Genomic DNA, 13,069 nt, shown 5'->3' with positions numbered 1-13,069 from the left:
CGATCGCGCGATCGTAGGAAACTTAGAACGCTAAATTGATTTATTTTAAGTTAGGGTTAGTTGTTTCTGTTAGACAATGGTGAAACCTTAAAATCAGTAATTGAGGATCGAAACTAAAAATGGTCGCACCTATGCGTGTATTCGTTTTATTATTTAATGCTCGTACCGAAAACGAGGGTATCCACACAATTCAAGTAGGCGATCGCAATAAACTTTTGATGTTTGAGTCAGAAGATGATGCTACTCGTTTTGCCCTAATGCTAGAAGCTCAAGACTTCCCCCCAGCTACCGTAGAAAGGATGGATAGTGAGGAAGTGGAGGAATTTTGCTCTGGTGCGGGTTATGATTGGGAACTTGTCCCCGATGGCGCTTTAGCCGTACCACCAGAAAGTAATGTTGAAGATACTGACTGGAAAGAAGAAGGCAAAAATCCCCCACCAGAGAGCGATAGTGAAATACCAGATACGGAATTAGAGCGAATTCGTCGCCAGTTTGAGGGATTGCTATAAAAATGACTAATTTGGATCGGGGACACTTACTAACAGAACAAGTTAATACCAATAGTCAAAATTTAGACAAACTCAGTTGTCTGGAATTGGTAGAGTTATTTAACCGTGAAGATGAAAATGCGATCGCCGCCGTCGCCAAGGCAAAAGTCCCCTTAGCCACCGCTATTGAACGCACGGCAGAGGCTTTAAGGCACGGGGGGAGGTTATTTTATATCGGTGCGGGTACAAGTGGCAGATTGGGGGTATTAGATGCCGCCGAGTGTCCGCCAACTTTTTGCAGTCCGCCGGAATTGGTGCAAGGAATTATCGCCGGGGGTGCGGGGGCTTTGCTAAGGAGTTCGGAGGATTTGGAAGATCGCGCCGAAGATGGCGCAAGTGCGATCGCGGGTAGTCAAATTACCAAGCTTGATGTTGTAGCCGGCATTACCGCCGGAGGCACTACACCCTTTGTTCATGGCGCTTTACAAGCCGCGAGGGAAAGAGGCGCAACAACTATTTTTATAGCTTGTGTCCCTGTTGAACAGGTAAGTACGGATGCAGATATTGACATTCGGCTCTTGACTGGCGCGGAAATCCTCGCAGGTTCTACACGGCTTAAAGCTGGTACAGCTACTAAACTTGCTTTAAATATCTTATCTACTGGGGTAATGGTACAGCTTGGCAAAGTTTATGGCAACCGCATGATTGATGTAGCGGTAACTAACAAAAAGTTACGCGATCGCGCCATCCGTATGTTACAAGATTTAACAGACTTAAATCGAGAGGCGGCGGGGTTATTGTTAGAACAAAGTGGTAAATCGGTCAAACTTGCTCTAGCTATGCACTGGACGGGCTTAGATAAGGCGGAAAGCGATCGCTTATTATCTCAGCATCAGGGTAATTTAAGAGCCGCCGTTGATAGTCATAATGGCTCGTGATTTAGGCAATACTGCCGCGTTTTCGGGCTTCTTTGTAAGAAATGCCCACATTTTGCAACCCAGCTTTAATCATTTGCTGCTCTAGAAGTGCAAAAAAACTTGCGCGATCGCCCCCTCGTACCACTGCCTGATTGTGCGCCTCAGCTAGTGCTACGGGGTAGCCGTAGCCTTTTTGTACCTGTGCCAACATCAAACCCAAAGATTGGTTTAATAGTACCGAGTCTTCTGCTACCCAAGCAGGTAATTCAATACGGGCGATTTCTGTACCTACATGGACGTAGCAAAAATAGATAACGTGAGTATTGTAAGACTGGGTAATTCGCGCCGAACTTCGCCAAAAAGCGCTACGTTGCCCAGGTTTTAAAGCAATTGTCCACAAAGCCGCGTCTTTGAGCGGCTCTAGTACCTGACATGGCAGTTTTTCTAATTGATTCGGACAATAGGTAATACAATCGGGGTGTTCATGAATGCAGGCTTGCAAGCGCAAAAAATTGAGAGCTTCGCCGCTTCTGGAGGCGCTAAGATAACCCATAATCGGAATGCCAAATTCTTGTAACTTGTCCCAAGCTTCAATAATTGGTGGCAAAATGCGATCGCGCGCTTCGTGGGGTAACTGTTCTAAAAACCAGTAAATCAGCGATCCATCCACCATTGCCAAAGTTGGTACAGACATCGGCGCACTTCCGGCTAATTCTGCCAAAATTACGGTTTCTGAAGCTGTACGCTTATAACCCATCCATTCCTCTGTCCTAATTCCCCATTGCCTAGACACATACAAGTCTTCGGCGCGGTAAAATACTTCAGGCAAACTATCTAATAATGGATGGCGATTTTGTCCATAGTGCAGCATTACCCTACCAATATTTAGCAAATAACAATAGGCAATTTCGTGATGACTGGGGGCAATTTGCGAACCATCGGTAGCAATTACTGTATGTACTTGCGGCGCTACGGGTAAATCGATGCAGGTGTTTAGAGGTTCTACGGGAGTAGCTGCATTAAATAATATGCGATCGCGCCACTGTTTTTGTTTCTCTACCAAAGCCGCTTGCTCGGCGTAAGCCGCTAAAAGTAATTGCTGTGCCAAATTCATCCTTTGACGACTAGCCGCAGCTTCTGTTGTCAGGTGCTGGCTAATGCCTTGCATAGAATTTGCTAGTTTTGTCAGATCAAGCATTAGTAGCTCCTAGCCTATCTACTTAACGTTAGCAGGTAGGAAAGTTGTTTTGAGTAAATGCCGTTAGCGATATTAGTTCAATACCGGGGGTGTGACGAGCGTGTTCTCGTTCGGATGCTGTATTGTATCCCCAGTCAGCTAAATAAAGCTTGACGGACGCAAGATTGGGCTGTTGTTGGACTAATTGCAAGGTTTTGAGCCGATCTTCTACAAACCATATTTTAGCTTGGGTTGCTGCTATTAATTCTTTCAAAATTTGATGTTTTGGACGCTGGGATTCTTTGCCAATAATCAACTTAGCAGGCATTTCTACACCCTGCTGCTGCAAGAGTTGGCTAACAAAGCGCCCTTCTTTGGTAGTAATAATCATTGGCGGCAATTTACTACCTTGAAGACTTTGCATTTTCTCAACTACGCCGGGGTAAAATTGATGCAGACTCAGCCAGCTTGATAAATCGGTACTAATCCATTCATCTCGTATTTGGTCTAGCTTAAAGGCAATATTTGCTGAAACTAATTTATCTTCCAACAAGATAGCTTGAGCAATTTCTCCCCAATTAGACAATATTTCCAGTTCGGAAACTCCATCTATTAAAGCCTTAACCAATATTGGCATTTCCCAACCTGTTTCAATTACAGGACGCAACCGATAGAAACTAGCAGCTACTTCTTCGCTTGGCGTAGGATTATTAGGACACCATATTTGGCAATAAGTACGCCAAGCAGTTTCAAAATATTCTCTTAGCCCATCGCAAAGTACACCGTCAAAGTCAAGGGCTAAGATGCTAGAAATATCTGCCTTCATTGTTTTGGCTTGATAGTTTTTTGTCTATCCTTACATACAATGCTTATCGATTTAACTGGGGTGCTAGGATTCGAACCTAGGAATGCCGGGACCAAAACCCGGTGCCTTACCACTTGGCGACACCCCATTGATTTCACCTTAGCCATTGTAGCAGTCATAGGTGGGAAACTGTCAAGGATTTTGCTAATTTATTTTCTTTGGGTCAAAACTGTCAGGTTTTCCAGTCCTATTGCATATATTCAGCCGTTTTTCTAGCTTCCGCATCGCCTAAAATTTTGGCAAAAACGTACAAAACCTTACGGTTTCCGTAAACAATGCCTATTGCAGTGTTTAGTTAATAAGCATATTCTATTACTAAACATCAAAATTATGACGATTGACAAGCTGAAATTTGGTTCTTTACTTACCGGAAGCTTTGTTTTATTAATTGTCGCCATTATTTTTAAGCCCTTTACTATTGTAAATGCTGGCGAAAGAGGCGTAATTTTAAACTTTGGGAAAGTTCAAGATAAGGTTTTAGATGAAGGAATTCATCCAATTATCCCCATTGTCACCCAAGTAAAACGTCTTAGCGTCCGCGTTCAACAAAATAGCTTCACGGCGGATGCAGCTTCTAAAGATTTACAGAAAGTTTCTACACAACTTGCGGTAAATTGGCATATTGACGCAGCACAAGTTAATAAGGTTTTTCAACGTATTGGCGATCAAGAAGACATAATTAGTAGAATTATCACCCCCGCAGTTTCAGAGGTATTAAAAGCCGCCACCGCTAATAAAACCGCCGAAGAAATTATTACTAAGCGCAACGATTTAAAACGAGAAATAGATGATAATCTTAAAAATCGTTTAGCTAATTACAACATACTAATCGATGATGTTTCTTTAGTAGATTTTACTTTTTCGCCAGAATTTAGCAAAGCTATTGAATCTAAACAAATAGCCGAACAAGAAGCTAAACAAGCAGAATTTATTGCTCTCAAAGCTTCTAAAGAAGCAGTTGCGGAAGTAAACCGCGCCAAAGGACAAGCAGAAGCGCAAAGACTACAACGGCTAACTTTAACTAAGGAATTGTTGCAAAAACAAGCTATTGAAAAATGGGATGGTCGCTTTCCTACAGTGATTGCTGGTAATGGTGCATTACCCTTAATTAATCTCGATCCTGCTACTTTGTCTGCGTCGCCATCTAAGTAATTTGTTGGGTTAATAAATCTAGTAATTTTTCGATAGTGCGATCGCTAAATTCTTCTATACTCAAAATTCTTCCCACTTTAGCAAAATCTCGCTTTATTGATTGCCGATAACTAGGATCGTAATGAAATTGCAACAAATCTTCAACAAAATTGCTCCATAAGCTACTATCAATTAATTGTTCCCATTGATTTATTTTTTCTTTCCCATAACGAGGTTTAAGTAACTGCAACTTATTTTTTAAAATCTCAGGATTATCAACTAAATGTGGATAAGATGCTAATAAAAACTGGACTCTAGCGTTTAATGGTAATTGCATCTCGATGCAACTTGCTTGTTTCATTTTGCGCCACAAAGACGGCGGTAAATGAACTTGTCCAATCTTATTACTTTCCGATTCTACCCATACAGGTAGACTTGAATTAAAATTTTTAAATTGTTGCAGTAATAGCGATTCAAATTGTTTTTGTGTAGGTTGAGAAAGGGGTTTATTTGTCCATTCTTCCCCCAAAAGCGAACCGCGATGATTGGCTAAAGCTTCTAAATCAAGAACTTGTTGGTTTGAGCGTTGACTTAGTTGCTGCAAAATATGGGTTTTACCTGTACCCGTAAGTCCGCAGAGTATTTTGTAAGTAAACTGTGAGGGTAATTGTTCCAACTGTTCGCGCACATGAGCGCGGTAGGTTTTATAACCGCCTTCAAGCACTGTAACTTGCCAACCAACTTGTGATAGCACTAGCGCCATGCTATTAGATCGCTGTCCACCGCGCCAACAGTAAACCAAGGGGTGATAGTTTTTATCTTTTGACTCAAAATGGTCAATTAAGTGTTGAGATAGGTTATTGGTGACCAGAGCTGCCCCTTTTTTCCGTGCCGCAAAGGGAGATTGTTTATAAATCGTTCCCACTTCCGCACGTTCTAAGTTACTTAGTACAGGCAGATTTATCGCGCCAGGAATGCAGTCTTCGGCAAATTCGGCGGGAGAGCGAACATCGATAATTTCGCTGTAAGTATCTTTCCAAGGCTGGTGAGTAAAAGTAGGAGAAGGTGGCATTTACAATCAAAATCTATGTTTCTTGATTGTACTTAAAATCAATTATTAAGTATGAACCATTAAAAATTGTCCATTCCCATTATATTCACCATCGCAACTAGCAAAATTGCAAACAAACCACATCAAATAAAAGCGCCAAATTCGGCGAAATTTAGCGTAATCCATTCCATAATTTAATTGTTTGACACTTTCTTGATTATTGTCAAAGTTACTTAACCAAGTAGCAAAGGTTTTAGAGTAATTAGAGCCATTAAGATACCATTTGTCAATAGTTTTGAGGTGCTGATTATGGCTGGGTACTGCGTCGTAATTCCAAAATCGACCGTGAGGAAAAATGTATTGATGGGTATAAACGCTAGATATATGGTTGGGTGTGCGGACAGTGATGATATGAATGAAAACTTTGCCATTGTCTTTTAAAAATGAAGCTAATTTTTTAAAAGCATTTGTTAAATTGCCTACATGACAAAATACACCGATTGAAAGAATTTTATCAAACTTTTCTGCAAACATTGCATCGTTCAAATCTCCTTCCTGCAAAGTAAATCTCCCTGAACTAAGATAACTTGTAGGATCTTGCATTTTGTTACGGATATATTCACATTGTTCGTGACTTAAATTCAATCCTGTAAACTTAACATTAGGAAACTTAGAAAGAATGTAATTAGGCACACATCCCCACCCGCAGCCAAAATCTAAAATATTGTCTCCATCTTGAATATCCAGTTTTTCAATGACATCATCAATCATCATTTTTTGGGATTGCTCAAGGTTTAATGCTCCTTTTTCCCACAATCCCATACTGTATTTAGGATAAATAACTTCATAATCCCCCAACATCTTATTTAACATTGCTTGCGGTAAGTCGTACTGAATCTTCATTAGATCCTTTGAACCTTCTGCAAGATGTTCTGTCTCCTTTAATACCCATTCATAAGGTGCGAGAAGTGAGGGGAAATACTGAAACAGAACTGGCATACAGGTATTGAAAAGGCTCTGTATAACATAATCAGGTGCTTCTAATCCATTGATATAAGCTTCTGCTACTGCCATTTGTAGAGTGTTAGCGATTTCAACTGTTCCGCGTGTTAATTGATAGGCTAATGGGCTTTTAATGCTAACATCACCGACTAGCGGAATATGCCTTTGGATATCTTGCACCGTACTATCGTAAGTCATGTTCCTACTCCAGTTAATATTAAAAAGCTTGTTATAGTTATCAACAGTAATCGATCCCAAACTTATAGATTTCTTATTTATTAAAAGTTCATATAAAAATTAGTAAAGGTGTAATGCGTTGCGTCCCTACTATCAATATTTGCAAATCTGCATAGGATTGCTGTAGTTGGTTTTTGTTAATCTGAGGGTTGCAAGCGCGATCGCACCTCCAGATTTAGCTAAAATAAAAATATGGTGCAAATTTCTAAAACGGTAACTATTCCCGATAGCGAAATTGAATTTAGCGCGATTCGTTCTCAAGGTGCTGGTGGTCAAAATGTCAACAAAGTAGCAACAGCGATTCATCTGCGTTTTGACATTGTTACGTCTTCCTTGCCTAACTATTACAAAGATAAACTATTGCAATTAAGCGATCGCCGGATTACAAAGGAAGGTGTACTTGTAATTAAAGCTCAAGAACACCGCAGCCAAGAACAGAACCGCGAGGAAGCACTAAAAAGGCTAAAGGACTTAGTTAAAAGCGCCATAATAGTACCCAAACTCCGCAAACCTAGCAAACCGTCTCGAAGTTCCCAAGCAAAACGCCTAGATAGCAAAACTAAGCGATCGCAAATTAAGGCAAATAGAGGCAACGTGATTGAGTAATTTTAGGTAGCGCGATCGCATTTCCTAAGTTCACTGTTATAAAAGAACCAACAGTAACTAAGGTTCAATAATGGCAGAGGAGAAGACATATTTAGAACTATCGCAAGCAGAAGGTAGTCATAAATTTTATGAGGCGATCGTTAATGGCACAGAACTATCGGTTCGCTATGGTAGGATAGGCGATCGCGGACAAGTTCAGGTCAAAAGCTACCCAACACCAGAAAAAGCTCAAGCGGAAGCCACTAAAAAAATTAACGAAAAACTCCGCAAAGGTTACGAATTAGCGGTTATGGGTGTACGTGCTAAACGTGCTGTAACTCGCCGTCAAATAGTTAGCAACAAGTCTTCCTCCCAACAAGCGCCGACAATTTGGCAATTTGCTTCAGGATCTCCAGCTTTTGGCATTTTTGTAGAAAAAGATCGTTGCTTAGTAGGTAATGAAGCCGGACAAATATTTGCTCTTAGCCATGATGGAAAAGTGCTTAATCAGTTTCGTTTACCCGATGGCGTAAAGTGTATTGTGGCAGATGATGGTTGGCTGTACGCGGGATGTGATAATGGCAAAGTTTATGACTTAACAGGTAAAATCCCCCGCGTTGCTTACGAAATTGCCGAGAATGTAGATATCTTTTGGTTAGATATTAAAGATGGGATTTTGGGTGTTTCCGATGCAGAAGGCGGAATCACAACAATTAACCATGAAGATGAATCCCAGTGGAATCGCCGCAGTAGTGGTAGTTATGGCTGGATGGTACGCTGCGATGAAATAGGAGTTTATCACGGTCATAGCAACGGCGTAACGATGTATGACTGGGAAGACGGTAAGGTAATTTGGCATCAATCAACCCATGGTAGCGTGCTGTTTGGCTGGCAAGAAGAAGCAACAGTTTATGCTGGTACTAGCACTAATCAAGTTTATTGTTTTAGCAAAAAAGGTGAAGTTAAAACTATTTACCAGTGCGATGCACCGATTTATTCTTGTGCTACCGCCGAAGATGGGAAGTATGTATTTGCTGGGGATAACTTTTCGTCTATTTATTGCTTTAATGAAACAGGCGATCGCCTGTGGAAATTAGCTACTGGTTGCGGTTCGGCTTTTTCTATGCAATTATTTGGCGATCGCCTTTATATTGTGACGACTGATGGATCTTTTGCCTGTATTGATGCTGGGGAATCGGCAATTAATGCGGCTATGACAGGGACAGTTCCCCAAGTTGTCAATATCAAAGCACCGACTCAAGTTCCCGCCGCCGTTGCTGCAAATACTTTAGAAACTACTTCCGAGACTACCGAAAAAGTAATAGTTGAATGTTTCCAACAAGGAAGTAACTTAAGAATTCGCGTTGTTTCTCCTGGCTATAATCCCAACTTCAACGTCCAATTTCCTAAAGATATTAGAGAACAAGGAGCGCAATATGTAGTAGATAAGGTAATTGAATCTGGTCGCGGTAGCTTCTATAGAGCTTATGGCGATATTAAAAAGTTGTTAATCTAGATTATCGGGATCAATACCGCGCGATCGCAAGTATTCTGACATTTTATCTGCTCGTTGACGTTCAACTTCGGCGCGTTGACGTTCTTGTTCTAACCTTTGTTCAGCTTGCACTAAGCGTTGCTGCATTTCTATGGAGGTAAGAAATTGCCGTCCATCGGGATAGTAAATTACTAATTCTCCTTGACTTGTTTCAAACCTAATTCCCAATCTAGGACTTACCCAACCGTTTAGTTGCCACAATCTAGTTAAATGTTCTTCTTGTCGCCACCATCCATCTAATTGAAAGTTCTCTGGGTCGTATAGATAATATTCTTCTACCCCATAAGTATCGTAAAACTCTAACTTGCGTTCCATTTCACTTGGAGTATTGCCAGGAGAAAGAATTTCAAAGACGACTTGAGGCGCAATGTTTTCTTCTTGCCATTGACGGTAAGAACTCCGTCTGCCTTTAGGTCTACCAATTGCTACCATTACATCCGGCGCTACAGGAGAAATAATTTTAGACGGGACTGGATACCATAACAAATCCCCAGCAATAAATACATCGGGTACATCAGCAAAGAGAATTTCTAGATTTTCCTTAATGATGACAATCCAACGGTATTGTTCTGTATTTTCTGCCATTGGCTTACCGTCACTGCTGGGATAAAGTAGGTCGAGGTCGGGGTTAGATTGGGAAAAAGTTGTCATATTTTTGCTGGGAGGATTTAAACAAACAGCACACTTCTACTGTAATAGTTTGCGAATTTTACCGTAGGCAATATACGAACCGCCGCTTTTTGCTTCTTCCACTTCATCAACTACATAAAGTATTCCTTCTTCGCGGATGTCGCGGGGAAAACGCATATTGTAGTCGGGATTATAGCCATCAGAAACAACTCTCGCTCTTAACTTGCTGCCTTCTTTGACACATTGGACTAAAACACCATCGCCTACGCTATCAACGGTTTCTAAGTTTGCCGCCGATGCTGGTGCGGTCAATTTTTGGTGCTTGGGAGTAGAAGTAGTTGGAGTTGAGGCGGCTTGTTCTTGTCCTGATGCAACTAAGCGGCGAATATCTCCAAAAGTTCGATAAAAGCTCCCATCGGTAGATAGTTTGATTTCGTCAACTATATAAGTAACTCCCTCTTGGCGGATATTGCGGGGAAATTGAACGTTAAAGTCGGGGTTATAGCCATCCGAAACTACCCGCACTCGCAATTTACCGCCTTCGCGCTGACACTCTAATACAACTCCCGAATCTGTGCTTGAAACGGCGGCTAGGGTATGAGCATCGGAACTAATACCGCGCAATTTAAGATCCGTGCGATCGCGCGATGTTGCTTGGTATGCTTGATCTCGCATCTCTTTACGACTAGCATTATCAAATCTTCTGCTTTCTAGTCTTTGCGCGTAATGATCTAATTGGTCGATTTCTTCAGCTAGTTCAAAGGTTTCTTGTAAAGCTTTGAGTTTGAGATCGCTAATAGTCTGGCGCAGCTTTTGGGATGCGTTTTGAAAGTCTCCTTTATCTGCTAAGGCGATCGCTTCGTCTTTGGCTTTAGCTATTTTTAGCTTACCAATTTGTTCTATTATGCCTGAGTCTGGCGGACTATTGTTAACTTCGTCTTGGGATGCAACGGTAAGACTAATTGGCAACTGCTGGCTAACTTGTTGAATGCTGCCATCTTTGACTACTTGATATTTGTAGGCAATATTAGCGATATTTGTTAAGCCTAGTTCTGTTGCCGTCACATTCAATTCAACGGCTAATAATTTTGGTTCGGTTTCGTAAACATCACCTAAAAATAGTTCTAAGCTATTACTAGCACCGGAAGCGCGATAGTTGTTGAGAATTTGAGCAATTTCTACGCCATTATCTGGTTGTATAGTGACAGTCAAGTTTTGCGCCGCAATTGCCAGCAAGCTTTCTAGTTCAATTCTAAATACATCTGCCGCATCATCTGGGGATTGGATAAAGTAAAAGTTGCCATTTCCAGCATTTGCCATGCCAATCAGCAAATCTTCCTTAAAATAATTACCAAATCCTAAAGTAGTTGTAATTATGCCTTGTTCTGCTTGTTCTCTTGCAGTATTAATCAGAATTTGCGGATCGACAATCCCCACATTTGCTTGTCCATCGGTTAATAATAAAACGCGGTTAAGACCTTCCACCGATTGACGAGATTTTACGAGATCGCACCCCAAAAGCCAACCACCGCTTAAGTTTGTGCATCCCCCCGCTTTAATTTTACCGATCGCTGTTTGAATAGCATGGCGATCGCGTACTTGTTGCGGTTGTACAATGGTTGCGACTGTATCATCATAAATAACCACAGATAAATAGTCTTGGTCGGTTAGTTGTTCGACTAACTTTTGCGCCGCCGAAATTGCCTGACGCAGAGGTTCTCCCGCCATTGACCCAGAGCGATCAATAACTAAGCTAAGATTAAGCGGACGACGGGTAGCCGCAACGGTTGTTTCACCTTTAAAACTAAGTAAAACTTCTACTAAAGACTTACTGTTTGCGGGAATTAGCGAATTAACGAGGGAGTAAGTTACTTGCATATATTTATGGGTATTTATGTTTGATTCGTTCAACTTGAGCGATAAACTCTGCACCTTTGGCGGGATTCACCATTTTTACAAAGTTGGCATAACCTTGAATTGCTGCCATCACATCAGTAGTATTCCCCCAATGTTTGCCTTCTAAACCATCTTTTTCAATTTGATACAAAGTAGCGCGGAAACGTTTTAATGTTTCTCTAGCAATATTCGGGTGACTGTTGACTACAACCCCTGTAACTTCTTGTTGGCGGCTTTTACGAATAATGCGAGTTTTTTGTTGGTTAATCGTCAAGTCTTCATGATTTACAATATCTTCTGTCCGTTTTAATACATTGCAGATATGACGCAGATTGCTACCTGTTGCCGAAAAAGTTAAATCATCAGCGTAACGAGTGTATGTAAAACCCAAGTTTTCCGCCATTAATGTAAGTCTGCGATCAAGACGACGGCAAAGTAAGTTAGTAATAGCAGGACTTGCGGGCGATCCTTGCGGTAAATGGCGATCGCTATTTGCTACATAATAAGTCTTCCCATCTAGTTCTACTGCCTCTACTTCAAGTTCGGTACACAGCAAGCCAAAAATAGTCGCCGCCGCTTCCGAATAACCCAATGATTGAAATAATCCTTTAACTCGACGGTAAGAAATTGATGGAAAAAAGTCTTTAAGATCGAAGTTAATAATTACATCTTGTTTAACATGAGGTAGTGCGTTACTCACAATTGAGCGATCGCGTCTAAACCCGTGCGCCGCCTCATGCAACTCTAATTTATTTAATATATTGACAAGTATCCATTTCTGTGATTCCTTCAACTTTGGCATTGGTGCAGAGATCGAGCGACTTCCACCAGTTTTTTTAGGAATTGTAAAGCGGATATAGTGACAAATTGTCGAAGTTTTGCGCGAAAAAGCTAAAAAACGCAACTGTCCTACACTAATGCCCATTGCGGCGGCTATCTGTCCCGCATTTTCTAGCCTAGGTAAACCGTAATTGCTCAATCTTTCGGCGTTGCTTTCAGTATTATTTAGTCCCCCCGATACCTCTGCACCTAAATAACTAATTCCCGTCTGCTTTTGTTCCTGCCATTTCTGAGCTTTTTCAATCCGCTCTCTTTCTCGCCTTTCTTTAGTTTCTTGCTGCTTGCGCTTCGATTCGGCTAGGCGTTGTTTTAGTAACTCCTGGCGCAACTTCTTTTCATTGCCAAGACGGGCATTTTCTTGGCGTAACTGTTGTAATTCTCGTGTAATTTCCCCTAACCGTCTCATTTCATCGGTTGGGTCAATGGCTATTTGTTCTGCGGTTGCCCAAAATCCCAACCGGATCATTTCTTCCAGGATAAATTCTTGCTTGGATGATTGGCGAAGGCGATCGTATAGTTCCTGACGGGTACGGGGTTGCTCAGACATATAGATACGGGTAAAGGTAACGATCGCCTTTAATAATACAATTGTACTAATAAAGTGCGATCGCCATCATACCTTAGCTAGGAAGTTATCAAATGTCAGCGTTTATTAAAGTTACGCAATAAAGTCCGCAGTGGTTTAGGTTGCTATG

The 13,069-nt window shown here is 41.4% G+C and carries 12 protein-coding genes and 1 tRNA gene; 5 read left to right on the top strand and 8 right to left on the bottom strand.

Annotation, left to right across the window (positions count from 1 at the left end; translation table 11 throughout):
* Positions 1-119 precede the first annotated feature (119 nt).
* Positions 120-509 carry a DUF3110 domain-containing protein gene (locus SYN7509_RS0209010; protein ID WP_009633883.1) on the top strand — a complete coding sequence of 130 codons (390 nt, stop codon included), beginning with the start codon at positions 120-122 and terminating at the stop codon, positions 507-509.
* Positions 510-511: 2 nt separating this feature from the next.
* The gene (gene murQ, locus SYN7509_RS0209005) at positions 512-1,426 is read left to right on the top strand and encodes an N-acetylmuramic acid 6-phosphate etherase (protein WP_009633882.1); all 915 of its coding nucleotides are present in this window, start codon (positions 512-514) and stop codon (positions 1,424-1,426) included.
* A gap of 1 nt (position 1,427) precedes the next feature.
* Here the strand turns inward: murQ and SYN7509_RS0209000 are convergent, their stop codons facing one another.
* From SYN7509_RS0209000 to SYN7509_RS0208990, 3 genes are all read right to left on the bottom strand, one after another.
* On the bottom strand, positions 1,428-2,603 hold the full coding sequence (locus tag SYN7509_RS0209000) for a DNA double-strand break repair nuclease NurA (RefSeq protein WP_009633881.1): 1,176 nt from the start codon (positions 2,601-2,603) through the stop codon (positions 1,428-1,430).
* 28 nt (positions 2,604-2,631) lie between these two features.
* Positions 2,632-3,408 (bottom strand): HAD family hydrolase, encoded by a 777-nt coding sequence (locus SYN7509_RS0208995; RefSeq protein ID WP_009633880.1) that lies wholly within the window; start codon positions 3,406-3,408, stop codon positions 2,632-2,634.
* Positions 3,409-3,463: 55 nt separating this feature from the next.
* Positions 3,464-3,535: transfer RNA gene (locus SYN7509_RS0208990), tRNA-Gln, on the bottom strand.
* Between the two features lie 242 nt (positions 3,536-3,777).
* Here SYN7509_RS0208990 and SYN7509_RS0208985 point away from each other — a divergent pair.
* Positions 3,778-4,599 carry a prohibitin family protein gene (locus tag SYN7509_RS0208985; RefSeq protein ID WP_009633879.1) on the top strand — a complete coding sequence of 274 codons (822 nt, stop codon included), beginning with the start codon at positions 3,778-3,780 and terminating at the stop codon, positions 4,597-4,599.
* Here the strand turns inward: SYN7509_RS0208985 and mnmH are convergent.
* Entirely contained in the window at positions 4,592-5,650 is a 1,059-nt protein-coding gene (gene mnmH, locus SYN7509_RS0208980; RefSeq protein ID WP_009633878.1) for a tRNA 2-selenouridine(34) synthase MnmH, read from the bottom strand. The genes SYN7509_RS0208985 and mnmH overlap by 8 nt on opposite strands.
* 45 nt (positions 5,651-5,695) lie before the next feature.
* On the bottom strand, positions 5,696-6,829 hold the full coding sequence (locus tag SYN7509_RS0208975) for an SAM-dependent methyltransferase (protein ID WP_009633877.1): 1,134 nt from the start codon (positions 6,827-6,829) through the stop codon (positions 5,696-5,698).
* 231 nt (positions 6,830-7,060) lie between these two features.
* On the opposite strand from SYN7509_RS0208975, the gene arfB reads away from it, so the two are divergent.
* On the top strand, positions 7,061-7,474 hold the full coding sequence (gene arfB / locus SYN7509_RS0208970; protein WP_009633876.1) for an alternative ribosome rescue aminoacyl-tRNA hydrolase ArfB: 414 nt from the start codon (positions 7,061-7,063) through the stop codon (positions 7,472-7,474).
* A gap of 70 nt (positions 7,475-7,544) precedes the next feature.
* Positions 7,545-8,969, top strand: a complete 1,425-nt coding sequence (locus SYN7509_RS0208965) for a WGR domain-containing protein (protein ID WP_009633875.1) — start codon at positions 7,545-7,547, stop codon at positions 8,967-8,969.
* On the opposite strand, the gene SYN7509_RS0208960 is transcribed toward SYN7509_RS0208965, so the two are convergent.
* From SYN7509_RS0208960 to SYN7509_RS0208950, 3 genes are read right to left on the bottom strand one after another with little or no spacing between them, the layout of a single operon-like run.
* Positions 8,961-9,659 (bottom strand): Uma2 family endonuclease, encoded by a 699-nt coding sequence (locus SYN7509_RS0208960; protein WP_009633874.1) that lies wholly within the window; start codon positions 9,657-9,659, stop codon positions 8,961-8,963. The genes SYN7509_RS0208965 and SYN7509_RS0208960 overlap by 9 nt on opposite strands.
* Positions 9,660-9,695: 36 nt before the next feature.
* Entirely contained in the window at positions 9,696-11,516 is a 1,821-nt protein-coding gene (locus SYN7509_RS0208955; protein ID WP_009633873.1) for a vWA domain-containing protein, read from the bottom strand.
* Positions 11,517-11,520: 4 nt separating this feature from the next.
* Positions 11,521-12,921, bottom strand: a complete 1,401-nt coding sequence (locus SYN7509_RS0208950) for a reverse transcriptase family protein (protein ID WP_009633872.1) — start codon at positions 12,919-12,921, stop codon at positions 11,521-11,523.
* Positions 12,922-13,069: the final 148 nt, after the last annotated feature.

This window comes from Synechocystis sp. PCC 7509 (genome assembly GCF_000332075.2).
Taxonomy (GTDB): Bacteria; Cyanobacteriota; Cyanobacteriia; order Cyanobacteriales; family Chroococcidiopsidaceae; genus Aliterella.
The sequence above is the reverse complement of the archived record's forward strand: the minus strand, read 5'-3'. Positions and strand labels throughout refer to the sequence as shown.